Raw genomic sequence first — 20,182 nt, forward strand, 5'->3', positions numbered from 1 at the left:
GCTCCCGTTCTCAGGCGGTCGCCGTGACGCCCGCCACCAGCATCAGCAGCACCGCCGAGACCACGGTCATCCGGCGGGCCGCCCGCGGGCTGCCGCCGAAGCGGCCGCCGAGCCGCCCGCTGGCGTGCGCGACCAGCCCGTACACCACGGCGCAGGCCAGCACGTTGAGCGAGCCGAGCGCGAGCACCTGCCCGCCGACCGGCAGCGCGGCGTCCGGGTCGACGAACTGCGGCACCAGGGAGAGGTAGAGCAGCAGGCCCTTGGGGTTGAGCAGCGCGGTCAGCATGCTCTGGCGCAGCACCGTCGCGGTGGGCTGTGGCTTGGGCTCGGCCAGGGCGGAGGAGCCCCCGCCCTTGCGCAGCGCCAGCAGCATCATGACGGCCAGCACCAGCAGGTACGCGGCGCCGGTGAGGCGCAGCACGGGCAGGGCGGCCGGGACGGCGCGCAGCGCGGCTGCGAGGCCGGCGCTGGACAGCAGGGTGTGGACGGCGTACCCGGCGCAGACCCCGCCGACCGCGGTCAGTGCGGCGCGGCGTCCCTGGCCGAGGCCGCGGGCGGCGATGTAGAGCCAGTCGGGGCCCGGGGTGCAGACCAGCAGGAGGTCGACTCCGAGGAAGAGGAGGAGGGCGTGGGTGTCCATGGGCGTGGGCGTGGCCTGTCGTGCTCGTCGCGGTTCGGCCCGGCGGTCGGCCGGTGCGGTCACTGAAGGTAGCCGGATCGGGCTGGCACGCGATGGCAACTTCACGCTGGTCGGAGCGGTGTTTTGGCAGAATGTTGCGCCATGGACCGAATCGACCGCAGAATCCTCCGCGAGCTCCAGCAAGACGGGCGCCTGACCAACGCCGAGCTGGCCTCCCGGGTGGACCTCACCCCCTCCCCCTGCCTGCGCAGGGTCCGCCAGCTGGAGCAGGACGGCGTGATTCGCGGGTACCGGGCGGTGCTGGACGGCGCGGCGGTCGGACGCGGCTTCCAGCCCTTCGTCACGATCACCATGCGTCACGAGGATCAGGTGACGGTCGCCGAGTTCGAGCGCCGGGTGGCCGAGCTGCCGGAGGTGGTGGAGGCGCACCGGCTCTTCGGCGAGCCGGACTACCTGCTGCGGATCGCGGTGGCCGACATAGCCTCGTACGAGCGCTTCATCACCGACGTGCTGTCCGGTCTGCCGGGCATCGCGCAGGTCAACTCCCACTTGACGATGAAGCAGGTGAAGGCCGACCGGGGGCTGCCGAGCGGCGGGTAGGGTGCGAACCGGGGCCCGTGCGGCGCACGTACGGGGCCAGAGCGACGCACTGCGACATGGGGGGCTGAATTGCGCGTGATCCGCCGTCTCGACCTGGGGTACATCGTCCGGCCGGCTTCCGAGGTGGGCGGCCCGGAGCCGCGCGTGGAGCCGGTGCTCGCGTACCTGGTCCAGCGCCCGGAGGGGCTGCTGCTGTTCGACACCGGGATCGGCGGCGGCGAGCCGGAGACCGAGGCGCACTACCGCCCGGTCCGCCGACCGCTGCCGGAGGCGCTCGCCGCGGCCGGGGTCTCCGTCGCCGACATCGACCTGGTGGTCAACTGCCACCTGCACTTCGACCACTGCGGCGGGAACCCGCTGTTCGCCGGCACGCCCGTCCTGGTCCAGGCGGGAGAGCTGGCCGCCGCCCGGCGCGGCGGGTACACGATCGACGCGCTGGTCGACTTCCCCGGTGCCGAGTACCGCGAGCTCGACGGCGAGGCCGAGGTCTGGCCCGGCGTCCGGGTGCTGCCCACCCCCGGCCACACCGGGGGCCACCAGTCGCTGCTGGTCGACCGTCCGGGCAGCGGGCCGGTCCTGCTGGCCGGGCAGGCGTACGACTTCGCCTCCGAGTACGGGCAGGCGGTGCTGGCCCGGCGGGCGGCGCGCGACGGCGTGGCCGCGCCGCTGCCCGGGTACCGGGCCTGGCTCGACCGGATGGCGGAGCACGCGCCGCACCGGGTGCTGTTCGCGCACGACCACGCCGTCTTCGAGCCGACCGACTAGCGGCGGCTTCCTCCGGCCGGGGTTCGGAACGACGTCGTGCTGCTCGGCGCTCCGAACGGCTTCGTCCTGCTCGGGGCCCGGGGCGGCTCCGTCCCGCCCGCCGAACCTCAGAAGGTGAAGCGCAGCGAGCGGACCCGGTGGTCGAAGCTGGACGGGACGATCTGCGGCTCGCCGACCGACCGCACCTCGGGCAGGCGGGTGAAGAGCTCGCGGAACAGCGCCGTCATCTCCTGCCGGGCCAGGTGCGCGCCGAGGCAGTAGTGCGGGCCCCCGCCGCCGAAGCCGAGGTGGGGGTTGGGCGTGCGGGTGACGTCGAAGGCGTCCGGCTCGGGGAACACCTCCTCGTCACGGTTGGCCGAGCCGTAGAACAGCGCGACCTTCTCGCCCGCGCGCAGCAGCGGGCCGCCGGGGCCGCCCAGCTCGTGGTCGACGGCGAGGGTCCGGTTGAACTGGATGATCGGCGTGGCGTGGCGGACGATCTCGTCCACCGCGCCTTCGAGCCGCCCGTCGAGGTCCTCGAGCAGCAGGGCGCGCTGCTCGGGATGGACGGTCAGCAGGTGCAGGCCGTGGGCCAGCGCGTTGCGGGTGGTCTCGACCCCGGCGACCAGCAGCAGGCTGAAGAAGGCGCCCAGCTCCCGACCGGTGAGCCGGCGGCCGTCCACGTCCGCCGTGACCAGCGCGGAGATCAGGTCGTCCTCCGGCCGGCGGCGGCGCCGACGGCCGATCCGGGCGACGATGCCCTGCATCCGGGCGAGCGCCCGCAGCCCGCGCCCGGGCACCCGGAGCCGACGGCGCAGCGGGCGGGCCACACCGATGTCCTCGGAGCTGCGGTTGACCAGGTCGAGGATGACGCGGCGCTGCCGCTCCGGGATGCCCATCATGGTGCAGATCACCTGGAACGGGAGCTCGGCGGCGACCGCGGCCACGAAGTCCTCCGGCCGTTCCCGCTCGATCCGGTCGACCAGCTCGGTGCTGATCCGTCGGACGTCCTCCTCGACCCGGTCGAGCAGCCGCGGGGTGAACGCGCGCGAGACGATCCGGCGCAGCTGGGCGTGACGGGGGTCGTCCAGGTTGACCATCGAGTCGCCGAACAGCAGCCGGACCCAGCGCGCAGGGACCGGGGTGGTCACGCCGGGGCCGCTGAGGAAGACCGCGGGGGTGCGGCTGGCCTCGACCACGTCGGCGTGGCGGACCAGTGCGTGGAAGCCCCGGCCGGTGGCGCGGTCGCCGAAGAACACCGGGGCGGGGCGGCTGCGCAGCTCGGCGAAGGCGGCGGCACGCGCTGGGGCGGGCAGCTGCCAGAAACGGGGGTCGGCGAGGTCGGCGCCCTCGGGCGGGGCGGGGGCCTCCTCCGGGGTCGCGGACGCGGGCGCGGCGGGCGTGTCGGCGGGGGCGGACGTGTCGGCGGGGGCAGCCGCGTCGGCGGTTGGCTCGGCCGCGTCGGCAGGATCGGTGGACTCGGCCGCGTCGGCAGGATCGGTGGACTCGGCCGCGTCGGCAGGGGCAGCCGCGCCGGCGGGCACGGTGGACTCGGGTGAGTCGGCCTGCTCTGCGGGCTCGGCCGACTTCTTGGCTGCGGCCGGTTCCGCGGCTTCGACCGTCTCCGGGGCGTCGGTCGTCCCGGCGGCCTCGGTCGCCCCGACAGGGCCGGCCGACCCGGCGGCCTCGACAGCTGCGGCCGGTTCGGCGGCCACGGCCCGCTCCCCGCGGTCCGCCGCTTCGACCGGGGCCTTCGCCTGTTCCGGGACCTTCGCCCGCTGCGGGACGGTCGGCTCCGCGGGGGCAGCGGACTCGGCACTGTCGGCAATGGGCGCCGAGGCATCCGTTGTATCCGTCGGGGTCTCCAAGACCGGACCTCCCTGCTTGCTGGACGGCATCGTTCACATACACACCGTGCTGGACTGAGCACATTAAGTGAGCATGGGGATACGTGCTGTCAAACCGCCCCGATGGTCGTACGAGCAGCTGTTCGTTCAGCCTGCCGAACCGACAGGCCGGGCCTGGCCGTGGTCGGGCGCCGTCGCGAACGGGGTCCTGGACGGGTCCTGGACGGGGTCGCGGGGCGGCGGCCGGGCATGGTCTCACGGCATAGAACCAGCCATCACCGGAGGGTGCGGTACGGACCGGGCAGGGCGGGTGCGACGATGAGTGCCATCGTGATGACCGACCGGATCCGCCTGCTGCGCGCCGCGGTCTTCGCCGCGCTGTGCGTGGCGATGGCCGCCACCGCGCACGTCGCCATGGCCGGACCCGGCGTCTCGCCGACGGCCCTGGCCGGCGGCTTCGGGACGGTCCTCGGACTGACCTGGCTGCTCGCCGGGAAGCGGCGCGGGCTCGGGGCGATCAGCCTCTGGATGGTCGTGGCGCAAACCGCGCTGCACCAGCTGTTCGAACAGGCCGGGGCGATCTCCCGAGGAGGCGGCGGTCTGGGCCGGCTCGCCACCACGGACTGGGCCGCGCTCCTGCTCTGCAATCCCGACCGGGCACCCGGCGGGCTCTCCCCGGTCGAACTGGCGCGGATGGCGGGCATCGACCCGGACGTCCCACCGGCCGCCGGCAGCCTGCGGCCGACGGCGGTGCCGCGCCACGGAGCCCCCGGGGTCACGGGCACGGACACGGACCTGCCAGGGATGACCGGGATGGCCGGGATGCCGGGGATGCCCGCCGGGCAGCACATGATGCCCGACGGCACGTTCCAAGGCGCCGCGTCGTACGGCCCGGCGCAGGACCTGGTGAGCGCGCCCGCGCACGGACCGGCGCACGACATGGCGCACGGGATGTCCCACGGCATGTCGCCGGGAATGACCGCCGCCCACGTGCTCGCCGCGCTGGCGTGTGCGCTCCTGCTCTGGCGCGGTGACGCGGCGCTGGTCCGGCTCTTCGAGCTGCTCGGCGCGCTCGGCGCCGTGGTCGCGGGGGCTCTGCTGCCCCCGCTGCTGGCGCTCTTCGCGCGCCCCTTCGGCTACCGGGTCCCGGCTCCGCCGCGCCCGGCCGACGACCGGGCCCGGCCACCCCGCTCGGTGCTGCTGACGCATGCCCTGGTCCGGCGCGGGCCGCCGGCGTTCGCCCTCGCCTGCTGACGCGCCCGCCGCTCCGTCTTCCCGCTCCCGGCCGCTTCCGGTCGCCGGGGAACTCTCGCGACGGGCAGGTCGCCCTGCCGTACGGCCGCGCCTCGTGCCGTCGTGCCGCCAGGGTGCGGGCCCGCGTCCGCCGCCGCGCCTCCCCAGGGGGCCCGGCGCGCCGCGCGGCTGCCCATGGACGCCGACGGTGCCGCGCTGCGCGGCGCCGCTCCCCGCCTTCCCCTCGGGACCTTCCCATGCCTGACTTCCACGGCGGACCGGCTGCGGCCGGCGCCACCGTCCCGCCCTTCCCGCTCCCCCGGCCACGCCGGCCGCGCCTACTGCTCGGCGATCTGCGGGTCGTCCGGAGCGCTACCTCCCGGCCGGTCCTCGCCCAGCCGGGCCAGCAGCCGGGCCGACCACTCGGGCGAGGGGCCGTCGCCGGTGCCCGCCCTTACCCGACCACGCAGCCGTTCGGCCCGGTCCAGCCACTCCCGGCAGCCGGCACAGCGCGCGACGTGCTTGTCCAGCCGGATCTCCGGCAGCCCGCCCGGTTCGCCGTCGAGCCGGGCGGACAGAGCCGTACGAAACTGCGCGCATCTCATAGGACCATCGTCCCGCATGGCCGTGGCGCCGGGACCAGCCAGGCGGGGGGCCACCGTGGATGACGAACAGCTCACCGCCCTGGCGCTGACCGCCCGCTCCGGACGGGCGGCGGACGTCGAGGCCTTCGTCCGGGCGACCCAGCGGGACGTCTGGCGCTTCGTCGCCCACCTGACGGACGTGCAGTCCGCCGACGACCTCGCGCAGGAGACCTTCCTGCGCGCGCTGCGCGGCCTGCCCGCGTTCGCGGGGCGGTCCTCGGCCCGTACGTGGCTGCTGTCGATCGCCCGGCGCACGGTGATCGACCGGTATCGGATGGCCGCCGCCCGGCCGCGTTGCGCCGCACTGCCGGACTGGCAGGAGGCGGCGGAGCGACAGATCGGCGTGCCGACGGCCGGGTTCGAGGACGGCATCGCGCTCGGCGACCTGCTCGACCGGGTGCCCGCCCAACGGCGGGAGGCCTTCGTGCTGACGCAGGTGGTCGGCCTGAGCTACGCCGAGGCGGCCGAGGTCGCCGGCTGTCCCGTCGGGACCGTCCGCTCCCGGGTCGCCCGGGCGCGGGAGGAGCTGGTGGCACGCCTGCGCGCCGCCGAGGCCGGGGAGCTCGCGACCGCCTGCTGAGCGGGGACCGACGACAGATAACAGATGACAACTTTCGAAATCTGTTATCTGTCATCTGTTCGCTGAAAGCCGTCGACTGTCGACCCCCGGGAAGAAATCCCCCAAGTGTTCGGAACCGGAGCCCCCGCGCCACCGACTGCTGTACCGGACCCCGCCGCCGAGGCGGTGTCCGCTGCAGCAGCACGGGAGACGGAGGGACTTCGTGACAGCACAACCAACCCCGGCCGCCCCATCCCTGACGGAGCGTCAACCGCCAGCCGACCGCTGGAGCCTGGTCGTAGCCGCCGGCCTGCTGTCGTTCGTCGCGATGCTCGACATGAACGTGGTCAACCTCGCGCTCACCGACATCTCGGCCGGCCTGCACGTCTCCCCCGGGGTCGCCCAGTGGGCCGTCCTCGGGTATCAGCTCCCGCTCGTCGCCCTGCTGTTGCCCGCCGGGCGGTGGCTGGATCAGGTCGGCACCCGCTCGGCCCTGCTGTTCGCCGTCGGCTGCTTCGCCCTGTGCAGCGTGCTGGCCGCCTGCGCCCCGTGGGCCGGTTGGCTGATCGCGGCCCGGATGCTCCAAGGCGCCTTCGGAGCCGTGCTCTTCGTCCTGATGCCGGTGCTCGCCGCGACCTCCGTCCGGCCCGAGCTGCGCGGCCGGGCGATGAGCGTGCCCGCGACACTCGGTCCGCTCGGCGCCGTCACCGGGCCGGTGGTCGGCGGTCTGCTGCTGGACCACCTGGGCTGGCGGGCGATCTTCCTGGTGAAGCTGCCGGTCTGCCTGGCCGCCGTCCTGGTCGTGTGGCGTCGCGCCCCGCGTCGCGGCGGGCTGCGGCCGCCCGACCGGTCCTCGCTCGGCGACGCCGGGCTGATCGGCGCCGCCGTGGCCGCCGTCCTGCTCGGGCTCACCCTGGCCCCACAGGCACCGGGGTGGCTGCTGCTCGCCCTGCCCGCCGTGCCGCTGGTGCTGCTCTGGCTGCGCCGCCCGGGCGGGCGGCCGGTGGCCGAGGTGCTGCGGGCCGCCGGGACCGCCGGGGTCAACGCCTCGGTGCTGGCGCTCGCCGCCGGCTTCGCGGCCTGCCACTACCTGCTCGCCCAGCACCTGCGCGGCCCCCGGGGCGAGAGCGCCACCGCCACCGCGCTCACCATGCTGGCGTTCCCGCTCGGCATGGTGCTGGCCGGCCGGGTCGGCGGCCGGCTGGCCGACCGCTGGGGCGCCCGACCGACCGCGCTCACCGGCGCCGCCGTCACGGCCCTCGGCCTGGCCCTGCTCGTCCCGCTGGACGCCGGTTGGTCCGCCGCCGAGATAGCAGCGCGACTCGCGCTCGCCGGTGCCGGGATGGGCCTCAACGGCGGCCCCACCCAGGCCCTGGTGATGTCCGCCTCCCCGCCCGGAAAGCTCGCCACCGCCGGCTCCGCCGTCCAGCTCGCCCGCAGCCTCGGCTTCGCCCTCGGCCCGGCCCTCGCCACCGCCGCCGCCCTGGCCGGCGGCCGCACCGTCACCGGGACCCGCGCCGGGATCGCGCTGGCCGCACTCGTCGCGGCCACCGCCGTCGCCCTGCTCGCGCTGCACCGCCGCCCCACGCCCTGACCGCCCCACGCCACACCACCCCGACCCGCACCGCGACACAGCTCCCCGAACCCCCGCACCACCCCCGACCCGCACCACACCGCACCGAAGGATCCCCGATGACCGAAACGATCCCCGGCCCGGCCTCCGCCGACGACGACGTCCCGGGCTGCCCGTACGGGTACGACCGGCTCCCCTCCCCCGTCCCGCTGTACGGCCCGGCGTACAAGCGCGACCCGTACCCCCTCTACCAGCGGATGCGCGAGGCCGGGCCGGTGCACCGGGTGGAGTTCCCGAGCGGCATCCACGCCTGGCTGGTCACCGGCTACCGGGCCGCCCACGCGGCCCTCAACGACCCCCGCCTCGGCAAGAACCACGCACTGGGCAACGACAACTGGCGCCGACTCGCGTCGATCATGCCCGAGCCGCAGCACTCCCAGCTCCAGGTCCACCTGCTCCACCAGGACCCGCCCAAGCACACCTCGATGCGCCGGCTCGTGCTGGACGCCTTCGCCCCGCGCCGGGTGGAGTCGCTGCGCCCCCGGTTCCGGGAGCTGGCCGACGCGCTGGTGGACGAGCTGCCGGAGTCCGGCGGCGCGGACCTGGTGGCCGGCTTCGCGGCCCACTACCCCTTCCGGGTGCTCGCCGAAGTCATCGGACTGCCAACCGAGTTGGCGGAGCGCTTCGACCGGGACTGGGGCAAGGTGGTCGCGCCGGTCGGCCCGCAGGACCCCGGCCGTCCGGCGTACGAGGCGCGGCTGCGCGGCCTCCAGACGTACATCGCCGACGTCGTCGCCCGCAAGCGCGCCGACTGCCGGGAGCCCGGCTGGGCGGCGCAGGAGGACCTGCTGGGCCGGCTCGTCGCCGCCCATGACGCGGGCGAGTTGAGCCGCGCCGAGCTCGACTCCATGGTGTTCCAGCTGCTCGTCGCCGGGCAGGAGCCGGTGACCAACCAGATCACCACCATGCTGGTCACCCTGCTGCGCCACCCCGAGCAGCTCGCCCGGCTGCGCGAGGGCGTCGACGAGCCCGGCCGACTCGCCCGGGCGGTGGAGGAACTGCTGCGCCACGACGCCGCGTTCGAGCTCACCACCTGGCGGTTCTTCGCCGAGGACAGCGACCTGTTCGGCACCGCCGTCCCGGCGGGCGACTCGGTGATCGTCTCGCTCTGCGCCGCCAACCGCGACGAGGCACAGTTCCCCGAGCCCGACCGCCTCGACCTCGACCGCACGCCCAACGCCCACCTGGCCTTCGGCCACGGCATCCACTTCTGCCCGGGCGCCGCGCTGGCCCGGGCAGAACTCCAGATCGCCCTCGCCACCCTGCTCACCCGACTGCCCGGCCTGCGCCCGGCCGAGGCGCCCGGCGACGGTCTGGCGGACCTGACCTGGGTCCCCGCCGTCCTGGCGCGCGGCGTGAGCCGGCTGCCGGTCGCCTACGACCACCGCCGCTGACCCCGGACGCGTCCCGCCACCCGGCTCCACCCGCCCGGAGCCGCGCCCCGCACCCCGCACCCCGCACCCCGCACCCCGCGCCCCGCACGACCTTCCCTGGAGGACCCGCCATGCCGCCCGTCGGCACCGCCCCTGCCGTCATCACCCCCCACGCGCCCGACGCCCCCGACGCCCCCGACGGCCCCGGAACCCGCGCCGGCGCCACCGCCCTCGCCGCCCGCGTCCTCGGCCTGCTGCTGCCACACCGTCGCGCCTCGGACCCGGAGTTCGACGCCGGCCCGGAGCACTTCCCGCTCCAGCTGGCGCAGTTGGCGGACTTCATCACCGCCGGCGAGCCGATCGTCCTCACCCTGCCCGGCTTCCCCTGCAAGTCGCCGAACCCGGCGAAGGTGCTCGGCCACCTGCCGGACGAGGGCGAACGGCTGTCGCTGACCTTCCTCGACGGGCTCTGCGCCGAGATCGGCCGCCTGCACGCGCCCGGCGCCCGCATCCTGATCTGCTCGGACGGCCACATCTTCGGCGATCTGATCAACGTCCCGGACGATCACATAGACGCCTACTCGGACGCCCTGACCGCGATGATCGCCCACGAGGGCCTCTCCCACCTCGACACCTTCGACCTGCGGGCCGTCCTCGGCGACCTCCCGTACGACGAGAAACGCGCCCGGGTGCACGCCCAGTACGCGCCGAGCGTCGAGGAGTTGCGCGAGCAGGTGCTGACCGAGGAGGAGACCCTGCGGCTCTACCGGGGCATCACCCGCTTCCTCACCGAGGACACCATCGGCTTCACCGGCACCCGTTCCGCCCTCCAGCGGGAGTGCCGCCGCCGCGCCTACGGGGTGATCCAACGCAGCCGTGCCTGGGGCGAGTTGATCGCCGAGCACCACCCGCGCGCCGTCCGGCTCTCCATCCACCCGCAGCCGGCCGGGGCGTCCAAGTTCGGCATCCGACTGCTGGCGTCCGCCGATGCCTGGACCACGCCCTGGCACTCGGCGGTGCTCCACCGCACCGGCGGCAAGCGGGAGTTGCTGCGCAACGACGAGGCCGCCAGACTTGGCCGGCTGGTGCTGCGGGACGGCAGGCCGAGCCACTACGAGGGCTGCTGAGGCACGCCTCGCCGGCCCGCGCGGGCCGGGTGGCACCGGGGGCGGCCGGCCCCTGCGCTACCCGGCCCTGCCGTCGACCCCGCAGCGCGTGGGAGCGATGGCCGGGTCCGCCGCCGGGGCACGGTGGTCGAAGGCGATCAACGGGTCGCCGGTGAGCGGGTGTTCCACCACCGCCGCCCGTACCCCGAAGACCTCGGCCAGCAGCCCGGCGGTCAGCACCTCGCGCGGCGCCCCGGAGGCCACCAGGGCGCCGCGGTGCAGGACGTGCAGCCGGTCGCAGACCGAGGCGGCGGCGTTGAGGTCGTGCAGGGCCACCAGGGTCGTGCGGCGCTGCTCCCGGAGCAGCGCCAGCAGTTCGACCTGGTGCCGGACGTCCAGGTGGTTGGTCGGCTCGTCCAGCACCAGGACGTCCGGCTGCTGCGCGAGCGCCCGGGCGAGCAGCACCCGTTGCCTCTCGCCGCCGGACAGTTGGGCGAAGCGGCGGTCGCCGGCCTCGGCCATGCCGACCCGGTCGAGCGCCTCGGCGGTGATCCGGTGGTCCTCGGCGCCGTCCGCCGCGAAGGCCCGCTTGTAGGGCGTGCGGCCCATCGCGACCACCTCGCGGACGCTCAACTCGAAGTCCCCGCCGCGCTCCTGGGGCAGCGCCCCGATGTGCCGGGCGGACTGCGCGGGCCGCAGCTCCGCCAGGTCCCGCCCGGCCAGCAGCACTCGGCCCGCGCTGGGCCGCAGGTGCCGGTAGACGGTGCGCAGCAGGCTGGACTTGCCGCTGCCGTTGGGCCCGACCAGTCCGGCGATCTCTCCCTCCTCGGCGATCAGGTTGGCCCCGGCCAGCACCGTCCGGCCGGCCAGGGCGACGCTCAGGTCCTCGACGGCGATCCTCAACTGCGCTCCAGTCGTCGGTCCAGCAGGTAGAGCAGGGTGGGGGCGCCGAGGACGGCGGTGACCACGCCGATCGGCAGTTCCTGGCCGTCCAGGGCGGTGCGGGCCACGGTGTCGACGACGACCAGCAGCAGCGCCCCGGTCAGCGCGGACAGCGGGAGCAGCCGCCGGTGGTCGCCGCCGAGCAGCAGTCGGCACACGTGCGGCACCATCAGTCCGACGAAGCCGATCGCCCCGGAGACCGCGACCAGCACCCCGGTGAGCACGCTGGTGACGACGAAGACCTCGCGGCGCAGCCGGGTGACGTCCACGCCGAGCCCGGCGGCCGTCTCGTCGCCCATCAGCATCGCGTTGAGCCCCCGGGCGCGGGCCTGGAGCAGCGCCAGTCCCACCGCCACAGCGACGGCGGGGAGGGCGAGTTGGGCCCAGACGGCGCCGCCGAGGCTGCCCATCAGCCAGAACAGCACGCCTCTGGTCTGCTGCTCGTCGCGGGTCTGCAGGACGAGGTAGCTGGTGATGCCGCCGAGGAACTGGGCGATGCCGATGCCCGCGAGGACCAGGCGCAGCGGGGAGAAGCCGCCACCGCGGCGGGCCATCAGCCAGACCAGTGAGAACGCGGCGAGCGCGCCGGCGAACGCCGCCAGGGAGACGGTGAGGCCGAGCGCGCTGCCGAAGGAGAGCTGGAGACCGAGGGTGGTGCCGAGGACGATGGCGGCGACCGCGCCGAGCGAGGCGCCGGAGGAGATGCCGAGCAGGTAGGGGTCGGCGAGCGGGTTGCGGACCAGGGCCTGTACGGCGGTGCCGACCAGGCCGAGTCCGGCGCCGACCACGGCGGCCAACAGGGCGCGTGGGACGCGCAGTTGCCAGACGATGAGGTCGCGGGTGCCGGGTTCGGGGGCCCGGCCGGCGAGTCGGCGGGCGACCACCGACCAGACCTCGCCGGGCGGGACGTCCACCGAGCCGAGTGAGACGGCGGCGGTCAGCGCGAGTACCAGGGCGGCGGTGAGGGCGGCGGCCAGCGGCCCGGCCCGCAGGGTGCGGGCCGGGCGGGCGTCGCCGCGCTCCTTCCGGGAGGTGGCCGAAGTCACCGGCTACTGCCCGTTCTTGGCGAGGTCGGGGCTCTTGACCAGGTCCGGGTGGATGGTGGCGGCGATCTGCCGGACGGCGTCGGCGTTGCGGACCCCCGCGATGGTGGTCACCTCGGAGCCGAGCCGGACGAAGTGCCCCTCCTGGACGGCCTTCAGGCCCTGGGTCGCGGGAAAGTCCTTCAGGAAGGCCTCGGCCTCGTCGAAGGCCTTGCGGGTGGCCTCCTCGCTGCCCCGGTTGCGCACGGCCAGCTGGATCCAGTCCGGGTTCTTGGCGACCACGTCCTCCCAGGAGCCGGGCTTGAAGTCGGCGTCGCAGTCGGCGAACACGTTGCGCGCCCCGGCCTGGCTGATCACGGCGTTGGCGACCTGTCGGCCGCAGACCGCCACCGGCTGCTTGGTGCCGGCGTCGAAGTCGAAGACGAAGTAGCTCGGCCGCTGTGCCTCCGGCACGGCGGCGAGCGCGGTGCGGACCTCGCCGAGTTGCTTCTCCATCCCGGCGACCAGTTCCTCCGCGCGCGCCGCGGTTCCGGTGACGGCGCCGAGCCGGCGGACGTCCTCCTCGATCCCGGCGAGGTCGGTGCGCGGCGCCTTGGCGGCCTTCGGTGTCCCGGCGCAGGCGGTGGAGAGCAGGTAGACGTGCTGGATGCCGGCCGCCGCGTACTCCTCCTCGCTCGGCCCGGTGGCGCCGCCGCCCATCATCGGCATCGCGCCGAAGGTGTCCACGTAGAGGTCGGCTCCGGAGCCGAGCAGCTTCTCCTTGGCTATGCCCTTGTCCCCGAGCGCCGGCACCTTGGCGCCCTGCTCGGCGAGGTCGGCGGGCAGGGTGCCCTTGCCGGGCGGGAAGCCGGTGCCGATCACCCGCTCCCCCGCGCCGAGTCGGAGCAGCAGCTCCAGGCTGGAGGCGTTGCTGGTGACGATCCTGGCGGGCGCCTTGGCGATGGTGGTCTCCTTGCCCGCGCAGTCGGCGACCTTGACGGGGAATCCACCACCGGGGGCGGGCTGGACGGTGACGGAGGCGCTCTGCCCGCCCCCGGTCCCGCTTCCGCAGGCCGTGGCGAACAGGGCGACGGCGGCCGCGATTCCGCAGACGACGCGAGGGCGCATGACAACTCTCTCCTGGTCGGTGATCGCGCTCGGCGATCGTGTTCGGTGCTTGGTGCTTGCGTTCGGTGCTCGGTGCTCGGCGTTGGCACTCGGCGCTCGTGCGTGCCGAGGGCCCGTGCTGCGGACCCGGACCAGGTAGTCGGACGGCCCGGGCGGCCGGTTCCCCGCGATTCGCGACCGGTCGCCTGCGGCGCGCCCCCTCGCCGGGAAGCCGGACGTAGGCTGGCCGGATGGCCGCCCCCACCGCCCCGCGCGACGACCTCGACCTTCCCGTCCGGCTCGGGCCGCGCCCGCCCCGCCGGGTGGTCTCGCTGGTGCCCTCACTGACCGAGGCGGTCGCCGCCACCGCGCCCGGGCTGCTGGTCGGCGCCACGAACTGGTGCAGCCACCCCGCCGACCTGTCCGTCACCCGGATCGGCGGCACCAAGAACCCGGACGTCCCGCGCGTCCTCGCGCTCGCACCCGACCTCGTCCTCGCGAACGACGAGGAGAACCGGCGCCCCGACCTGGACGCGCTGCGGGCGGCCGGCGTCCCGGTCTGGGTCACCGACATCCGCACCCTGGACGACGCCTTCCGCTCCCTGGACCGGCTGTTGACCACCGCCTGCGGGCTGCCCCGCCCGGCCTGGCTGGACGAGGCGGAGGCGGCCTGGGCCCCCGTCTGCAGCGGCGGCACTCCTCCGGACGTCGACGGCCCGCGGACCGTCGTGCCGATCTGGCGCCGACCGTGGATGGTCCTCGGGAGCGACACCTTCGCCGGGGACCTGCTGCGCCGGCTGGGCCTGCGGCTCGTCCACGCCGACCACCCCGAGCGCTACCCCGCCGTCCCGCTTACCGAACTGATCGCCTGTCGGCCGGAATTGGTGGTCCTACCGGACGAGCCGTACCGGTTCACGGCCGAGGACGGCCCGGAGGCATTCCCGGAGACACCGGCGGCGCTGGTCAGCGGACGGCACCTGACCTGGTACGGGCCGTCGCTGGTGACGGCCCCGGCCGTGCTTCGGCGGGCCCTCGACCATCCGCTCGGTCCTGGTGGCAGGGGCACCTCGTAGGATGACCGCCACTCACCGGCGGCCGCCGGTGACCAGTGGGGGGACCACACATGAGAGTGAGCACGACCGGGCGGACCCTGGGCCTGATGTCCGCCGCCGCCGTCTCGGCCGCCGTCCTGGCCGGCTGCGGCACCGAGCACGCCGACAGTCACCGGGACGCGTCGTCCGGCGGCACCCCGGTGGCCGCGAGCGCCTCGCCCGTCGCGACACCGAGCGAGAGCCCGTCCGCGAGCACCGCGCCGAGCCCGACCGCACCGGCGAGCACGAGCCCCGCCGCCACCCAGGGCCTGGCCACCGGACAGAGCACCGGCCCGGGCACCTTCGGAAAGCCCTCCCCGAGCACACAGCCGGGCAGCACCGCCAAGGCCGGAGCCGGCAGCCTGCCCGCCGGGGTGACGACCCAGCCGCCCGTCGCCAAGCCCGTCGTCGCGGCGCCGGTGCCGAGCGCCAAGCCCGGCCCGGTCGCGCCTCCACCGCCGGCGCTCTCGACCCCGCACGTGCCCCCGGCGCAGAGCGGCTGCGCGCCCGGCAAGCCCCGGCCGGACGAGGCCAAGGAGGCCGTCGGCGCGGCGCTCGGGGCGGCGGCCGGCCAGACCCGGACGCTCAGGCTCGGCAGCGGCGGCACCGACCAGCTCCCGCCGCTGCCCGTCAACCTCGTCAGGGCGATCGCCTGGCAGGAGAGCGGCTGGCAGTCCGGCATCGTCGCCTGCGACGGCGGAATCGGCACCATGCAGGTCATGCCGAACACCGTCAGCTGGATGAACGGCAAGTTCGGCACCACCTCCGACCCCGCCACCCTCGCCGGGAACGTCCAGCTCGGCACCCAGCTGCTCGACTGGCTCGTCGCCTACTACGGCGACTCCTCGTTCGGCGGCAAGTACGACCTCTCCCCCGACCCGGTCACCGGCAAGACGCCGCTGCTCGACCTGGTCGTCTCCGCGTACAACGCGGGCGCGGGCAACGTGCACTACAGCGTCGTCATCGACCCGGCCACCGGCGAGGCCGTCGGCAGCCTGGCCATCCCCAACCCGGCGTACGTCGCCAACGTGAAGGCGCTGATGTCCAGCCAGCCGTGGAACAAGGCCGGCTGACGGAGGGCACCGTTTCACCCCCGGAACACGACGGGGCCCGGGACGCGTGCTCGCGTCCCGGGCCCCGGCCCTGCGGCCGTACGTCGTCAGCCGCGCGCGGCGGCGACGGCGGCGCCCAGCGCCTCCTTGATCCGGGGGCCGAGGCGGGCGAAGCCCAGCTCCTTCATGGCCGCCCGCAGCAGCTCCTCGTCGCTCCGCTCGACACCGTCACCGTCCACCCACCGCACGACGGCGAGCAGTTCCTCGGCGGAGTAGGCGGTCACGGGGCGACCGGGCGTGAAGTCCGGCTTCGCGGGACGGGCGTCGGCCTCCGGCTCGGCGACCGGAGCCTCGGCGACGACGGGCTCGGCCTCGATGACCGGCTCCTCTGCCTCGACGACCGGCTCCGCCACCTCGACGGCAACAGCCTCGGTCTCGGCGACGGGCTCCTCGACAACGGTCTCGGACTCGGACTCGACGACCGGCTCAACCTCAGCCTCAGCAGCTTCGACAACCGCATCGGCACCCTCGACCTCGGCCGACTCCTCGGCGGCAGGCTCCGCCGCTACGACCTCAGGCTCGGTCTCGGACTCGGTCTCGATCTCGGCCGCCGGCGCGACCTCAGCAGCGGCCTCCTCGACCTCAACGGCCGGTTCCTCGACCGCAGGCTCCGCCACGACGACCTCGGCGACTACCTCAGCGGCCTCGGCGGCAGGCTCCGCCGCTACGGCCTCAGGCTCGGTCTCGGACTCGGACTCGGACTCGACGACCGGCTCAACCTCAGCCTCAGCAGCTTCGACAACCGCATCGGCACCCTCGACCTCGGCCGACTCCTCGGCGGCAGGCTCCGCCGCTACGGCCTCAGGCTCGGACTCGGACTCGATCTCGGCCGCCGGCGCGACCTCAGCAGCGGCCTCCTCGACCTCAACGGCCGGTTCCTCGACCGCGACGGCGGGCTCGGCCACGGCGGGCTCTGCGACGACAGCCTCAGGCTCGGGCTCTGCGACGACAGCCTCAGGCGCGTTCTCGACCACCGGCGCGACCGCGTCCTCGACGGCCGGCTCCTCGACCGTGACCTCGGCAGCGGTCTCCTCGGCCCCTACGGCCTCAACGACCTCAATGACCTCGGCGCTCTCGGTGACCGGGGCGTCCTCCGGCTCCACCTCCGCCGTCGGCTCGTCCGCGGCCTCGGCCAGAGCGGCGGTCGCGGCGGCCACCAGGTCGTCGGCCGCCGGGGAAGGCGCCGGGAGGGAGACCACGGCAACCGGCGTCTCCTCCTCGGCCTGCGCCGCCGGCGGCTCGTCGTCAGCGGCACCCGCGTCCGACGCCGTCTCTGCCTCCGCCCCTACCTCTACCTCGACCTCCGTCACGACGTCGGCCTCGACCTCGTCAGCCTCGGTCACAGTCGCCGCAGCAGCGTCGTCGGCCGACTCCGCCACAGGCGTCACCAGGACCGGGACCTCCTCCACGAGGCCGTCCCGCTGCCCGGCGGCCAGCGCCTGCAGGGCAGCCGCCTCGGCGTCAGCCCGGTCGACCGACTCCTCGGTCCCCGGCTCGTCGGTCCCGGACTGCTCGGCCGCAGCCTCCTCTGCACCGGTCCCACCGTCGACCTCGGCGCCGACCTCGACCGCGGTCTCGGCCGCCGCCTCCGCGGTCTCCTCGGTACCCGGCTGCTCCTCGACCACCGTCTCCTCGACCGCGACAGCGGCCGCCTGCTCCGCCAGCCCGTCCCGCTGCCCGCCGGCGAGCGCCTGGCGGGCCGTGTAAGCGGCCTCGGCGGCGCGGCGGTCGGCCTTGGCGGCGGCGAGTTCGGCGAGCAGGTCGGCGAGGCCGGCCTCCTCCAGGCCGGCGCGCAGGCCGCGGATGGTGGGCAGGCGGTAGAGGGTGCCCTCGTCCGCGGCGAGCCGCTCGACCAGGTCGATCAGCTCGGCGAAGGGCAGCCCGTCCAGGTCGTGGTCGGGCAGCAGGCGGGCGAGGCCGCGCAGGCCGGTGTTGATCGCCTCGAAGGCCTGGGCGGTGCGGTCGACCAGGGCGCCGTCGGTGGGCACCCGCGGGAGGGTGCCGACCGGGGCGAGCGCGGCCCAGGCGCGGCGCTCGATCTCCGCGGAGGTGAGAGCCTCGTGCAGGTCCTCCCGGCGGATGCGCCGGTCGATGGCGAGCGCGACGGCCTGCTTGCGCAGCGAGCGGCCCCGCAGCCAGGAGAGCTTGACGCCGTTCTCGCGGCGCCAGGCGCTGTCGGCGGTGGCGGCGGCGAGGGCGCCGAGGTCGGCGTCGTACGCGGCGGGGAAGAGGGTCGCGGAGGTGCGGTGCACCCGCTGGAGCATCTCGACCAGGAGCGCGGTCTTGGCGACGGTGTCGGGCTCTTCGAGCTTGGCGTCGGCGGCGAGGGCGGCGACGGCCTCCCGGGTCTGCTGGAGGTCGCTGCCGCGCAGCTCGGCGAGGGCCGTGGAGGCGGCGCGGGCGTCCTCGGGGGTGGCGACGGTGTCGACGGCCGCGTACCAGGCGTGGGTCTCGGCGGTGAGCGTGAAGGCCCCGAGCTCCGCGTAGCGGCCGAGGTCCTCGCGGAGGTCGGGCTCCGCGGCGGCGTCCTGGGGGTCCTTGACGTCTGCGGCGTCGGCGACGTCCGCCGGGTCGGCTGCGTCGGCGTTGCGCGAGTGAAGCACTGTCATGTGAGGTCCGGTTCTGGGCGACGACGGCGGGGCTGGCGGCGAGGGGGCGGCGGACCGGGTGCGCGAGGTCGCCCCTGGGGGGCAAGGGGGCGCGCGGTCGGGCTGCCGGTTGTGGACGCCCAGAATACGGGTGCCCGTTCGAGCCTTGCACGCACCCACCGTCCGGATGGGCGGGTGTCGTATGCCATACCGCCCGCCTGGCCGCCACTCGGGCGGTCCGCACGGGTGGTCCGCACGGCGGTCCGTCCTTGGTCCGTCATTGGTCCGTCATTGCTCCGGACGGGTGTCCGTGCTGCTCACGGCTCCTCTCCGCGGGGCCCGCGCCGTCCCCCGTCGGACGGCCCGGACGGCCCTGACGGACCGGACCGGCGGCCGGACTGGCGGCCGGGCCGCTGGAACCCTCCCAGCGGCACCTCCCGGACGCCCCGGCCTCCCGCCGGGCCCCGCCGGCCGAGCGGCGGCCGGTACCCGGCGCGGCCGAGGGCCCGCAGATCGACCGGCGCGAGGTACTCGCTGAGCGCGGTTCGGTGCCACCACGCGCCGGTTTCCCGCAGTTCGCGCCAATCGGTGAACCGGTACAGGTAGAGGGTCGCCCGGACGTGGGTCGGCGGGGCGTCCGGGAAGGGGTTGTGGCGCAGCAGGCGCAGGGTGGCCCGGTCGCCGGCGAGCAGGCGGGCGACGAAGGGCAGGAACCAGGGGCGGGCGTAGGCGGGCGAGATGCCAGCGAACCACATCAGCCAGTCGAGCCGCAGGTGGTAGGGCGCGAACTGGCGCGGGAGTCGGCGGACGTCACCGGGCTTGCCCTTGAAGCCGTACTCGCGCCAGACGGTGTGCGGGGTGAGCACCGCCTCGTCGGTGCCCTCGACCACCACCTCCTGGCGGAGCCGGTTGACGCTGCCGAAGGCGCCGTAGGTGTTGACGAGGTGCAGCCGGTTGAAGGAGCGGTTCATGGCCTGGCCGCGGGACAGCATGTTGCGCACCGGCCAGTAGCTGAGCACGACGACGGCGGCGGTCAGCGCGATCACCAGCGCCTCGTACCAGGCCGGCGCGCCGGGGTACGCGCGGGCGTGGACGGGCAGGCCGAGGCGGGCGGGCTGCACGGCGGCGATGGCGAGGGCGATGGTCAGCCAGTTGAGCCAGGCGAAGTTGCCGGAGGCGACCAGCCAGAGCTGGGTGGCGAGGACGGCGCAGGCCGCGTAGCTCGCGACCGGCTGCGGCAGCAGCAGGCAGACCGGTACGACGAGTTGGACGACGTGGTTGGCGGCGGCCTCGACCCGGTGCAGCGGGGCGGGCAGGTGGTGGAAGAACCAGCTGAGCGGTCCGGGCATCGGCTGGGTCTCGTGGTGGTACTGGAGGCAGGTCAGGTCACGCCAGCAGCTGTCGCCGCGCAGCTTGATCAGTCCGGCGCCGAACTCGACCCGGAAGACCAGCCATCGCATCAGCCAGAGCACCGGGGCGGGCGGGGCGGTGTCGGCGTTGCCGAGGAACGCAGCGAGGAAGCCGGCTTCGAGCAGCAGGGACTCCCAGCCGAAGGAGTACCAGGTCTGCCCGACGTTGACGATGGAGAGGTAGAGGCCCCAGAGCGCCATCCACAGCAGGACGGACGCCCAGAGCGGGACGGCGTCGCCGAGCCCGGCCACCACGGCGGCGGCGAGGGCGGCGCCGCTCCAGGCGACGGCGGCGAAGAACCGGTCGCTGTAGTGGAGGTGAAACAGGCCGGGTGACTGTCGGAACGGGACGCGGGCGGTGAACCGGGGCACGGGCAGCATGCCGTCGGCGCCGATCAGGGCGCGGAACTGCGCGGCGGCGGCCAGGAATCCGATCAGGTAGAGCGCGGCGAGCAGGCGTTGGACGAGCAGTCGGCTCAGCCAGTAGTCGGGGGCGGCGAACCAGTCCATGCGGCCCATGCCTACCACCCGG

Annotated in this window: 17 protein-coding genes; 9 read left to right on the forward strand and 8 right to left on the reverse strand. The window is 75.0% G+C overall.

All coding sequences use genetic code 11. The features are described from left to right. Positions 1 to 10: 10 nt before the first annotated feature. Positions 11 to 640, reverse strand: a complete 630-nt coding sequence (locus tag ACWDBB_RS06835) for a LysE family translocator (RefSeq protein ID WP_449788547.1) — start codon at positions 638 to 640, stop codon at positions 11 to 13. A gap of 141 nt (positions 641 to 781) precedes the next feature. Between ACWDBB_RS06835 and ACWDBB_RS06840 the strand changes: the two genes are divergently transcribed. Together ACWDBB_RS06840 and ACWDBB_RS06845 are read left to right on the forward strand one after the other, a co-directional pair. Then, the gene (locus ACWDBB_RS06840) at positions 782 to 1,240 is read left to right on the forward strand and encodes an Lrp/AsnC family transcriptional regulator (RefSeq protein ID WP_449788548.1); all 459 of its coding nucleotides are present in this window, start codon (positions 782 to 784) and stop codon (positions 1,238 to 1,240) included. 78 nt (positions 1,241 to 1,318) lie between these two features. After that, positions 1,319 to 2,005 (forward strand): N-acyl homoserine lactonase family protein, encoded by a 687-nt coding sequence (locus ACWDBB_RS06845; protein WP_449788697.1) that lies wholly within the window; start codon positions 1,319 to 1,321, stop codon positions 2,003 to 2,005. A gap of 107 nt (positions 2,006 to 2,112) precedes the next feature. Here ACWDBB_RS06845 and ACWDBB_RS06850 read toward each other — a convergent pair whose 3' ends face one another. Beyond that, a complete protein-coding gene (locus tag ACWDBB_RS06850) occupies positions 2,113 to 3,300 on the reverse strand; it encodes a cytochrome P450 (RefSeq protein ID WP_449788698.1) in 1,188 nt (395 codons plus the stop codon). A gap of 849 nt (positions 3,301 to 4,149) precedes the next feature. Between ACWDBB_RS06850 and ACWDBB_RS06855 the strand changes: the two genes are divergently transcribed. Further along, on the forward strand, positions 4,150 to 5,085 hold the full coding sequence (locus ACWDBB_RS06855) for a hypothetical protein (protein WP_449788549.1): 936 nt from the start codon (positions 4,150 to 4,152) through the stop codon (positions 5,083 to 5,085). A 317-nt stretch (positions 5,086 to 5,402) separates the two neighbouring features. Here the strand turns inward: ACWDBB_RS06855 and ACWDBB_RS06860 are convergent, their stop codons facing one another. Continuing rightward, on the reverse strand, positions 5,403 to 5,669 hold the full coding sequence (locus ACWDBB_RS06860) for a zf-HC2 domain-containing protein (protein WP_449788550.1): 267 nt from the start codon (positions 5,667 to 5,669) through the stop codon (positions 5,403 to 5,405). Positions 5,670 to 5,685: 16 nt separating this feature from the next. Here ACWDBB_RS06860 and ACWDBB_RS06865 point away from each other — a divergent pair, with 16 nt between their 5' ends. From ACWDBB_RS06865 to ACWDBB_RS06880, 4 genes are all read left to right on the forward strand, one after another. Further along, positions 5,686 to 6,288: a sigma-70 family RNA polymerase sigma factor gene (locus tag ACWDBB_RS06865; protein WP_402400335.1), complete on the forward strand. Its 603-nt coding sequence runs from the start codon at positions 5,686 to 5,688 to the stop codon at positions 6,286 to 6,288. 202 nt (positions 6,289 to 6,490) lie between these two features. Next, positions 6,491 to 7,861, forward strand: coding sequence for an MFS transporter (locus tag ACWDBB_RS06870; protein ID WP_449788551.1), 1,371 nt, complete (start codon positions 6,491 to 6,493; stop codon positions 7,859 to 7,861). Positions 7,862 to 7,959: 98 nt separating this feature from the next. Then, positions 7,960 to 9,294, forward strand: coding sequence for a cytochrome P450 family protein (locus ACWDBB_RS06875; RefSeq protein ID WP_449788552.1), 1,335 nt, complete (start codon positions 7,960 to 7,962; stop codon positions 9,292 to 9,294). A 110-nt stretch (positions 9,295 to 9,404) separates the two neighbouring features. Beyond that, on the forward strand, positions 9,405 to 10,400 hold the full coding sequence (locus tag ACWDBB_RS06880; protein ID WP_449788553.1) for an L-tyrosine/L-tryptophan isonitrile synthase family protein: 996 nt from the start codon (positions 9,405 to 9,407) through the stop codon (positions 10,398 to 10,400). Between the two features lie 57 nt (positions 10,401 to 10,457). Here the strand turns inward: ACWDBB_RS06880 and ACWDBB_RS06885 are convergent, their stop codons facing one another. From ACWDBB_RS06885 to ACWDBB_RS06895, 3 genes are read right to left on the reverse strand one after another with little or no spacing between them, the layout of a single operon-like run. Then, on the reverse strand, positions 10,458 to 11,282 hold the full coding sequence (locus ACWDBB_RS06885) for an ABC transporter ATP-binding protein (RefSeq protein WP_449788554.1): 825 nt from the start codon (positions 11,280 to 11,282) through the stop codon (positions 10,458 to 10,460). Beyond that, positions 11,279 to 12,367, reverse strand: coding sequence for a FecCD family ABC transporter permease (locus ACWDBB_RS06890; protein ID WP_449788555.1), 1,089 nt, complete (start codon positions 12,365 to 12,367; stop codon positions 11,279 to 11,281). The genes ACWDBB_RS06885 and ACWDBB_RS06890 overlap by 4 nt, the downstream gene beginning before the upstream one ends. A 3-nt stretch (positions 12,368 to 12,370) precedes the next feature. After that, positions 12,371 to 13,471 carry an ABC transporter substrate-binding protein gene (locus ACWDBB_RS06895; RefSeq protein WP_449788556.1) on the reverse strand — a complete coding sequence of 367 codons (1,101 nt, stop codon included), beginning with the start codon at positions 13,469 to 13,471 and terminating at the stop codon, positions 12,371 to 12,373. A 230-nt stretch (positions 13,472 to 13,701) separates the two neighbouring features. On the opposite strand from ACWDBB_RS06895, the gene ACWDBB_RS06900 reads away from it, so the two are divergent. Both ACWDBB_RS06900 and ACWDBB_RS06905 read left to right on the forward strand, forming a co-directional pair. Beyond that, on the forward strand, positions 13,702 to 14,523 hold the full coding sequence (locus ACWDBB_RS06900; protein WP_449788557.1) for a helical backbone metal receptor: 822 nt from the start codon (positions 13,702 to 13,704) through the stop codon (positions 14,521 to 14,523). Between the two features lie 50 nt (positions 14,524 to 14,573). Then, positions 14,574 to 15,614 (forward strand): transglycosylase SLT domain-containing protein, encoded by a 1,041-nt coding sequence (locus tag ACWDBB_RS06905; RefSeq protein ID WP_449788558.1) that lies wholly within the window; start codon positions 14,574 to 14,576, stop codon positions 15,612 to 15,614. A gap of 86 nt (positions 15,615 to 15,700) precedes the next feature. Here the strand turns inward: ACWDBB_RS06905 and ACWDBB_RS06910 are convergent, their stop codons facing one another. Both ACWDBB_RS06910 and ACWDBB_RS06915 read right to left on the reverse strand, forming a co-directional pair. Next, the gene (locus ACWDBB_RS06910; RefSeq protein ID WP_449788559.1) at positions 15,701 to 18,262 is read right to left on the reverse strand and encodes a hypothetical protein; all 2,562 of its coding nucleotides are present in this window, start codon (positions 18,260 to 18,262) and stop codon (positions 15,701 to 15,703) included. Positions 18,263 to 18,558: 296 nt separating this feature from the next. After that, positions 18,559 to 20,160 carry a lipase maturation factor family protein gene (locus ACWDBB_RS06915; RefSeq protein WP_449788699.1) on the reverse strand — a complete coding sequence of 534 codons (1,602 nt, stop codon included), beginning with the start codon at positions 20,158 to 20,160 and terminating at the stop codon, positions 18,559 to 18,561. Between the last annotated feature and the right edge of the window lie 22 nt (positions 20,161 to 20,182).

The sequence above is a fragment of the Kitasatospora sp. NPDC001095 genome, assembly GCF_053598615.1.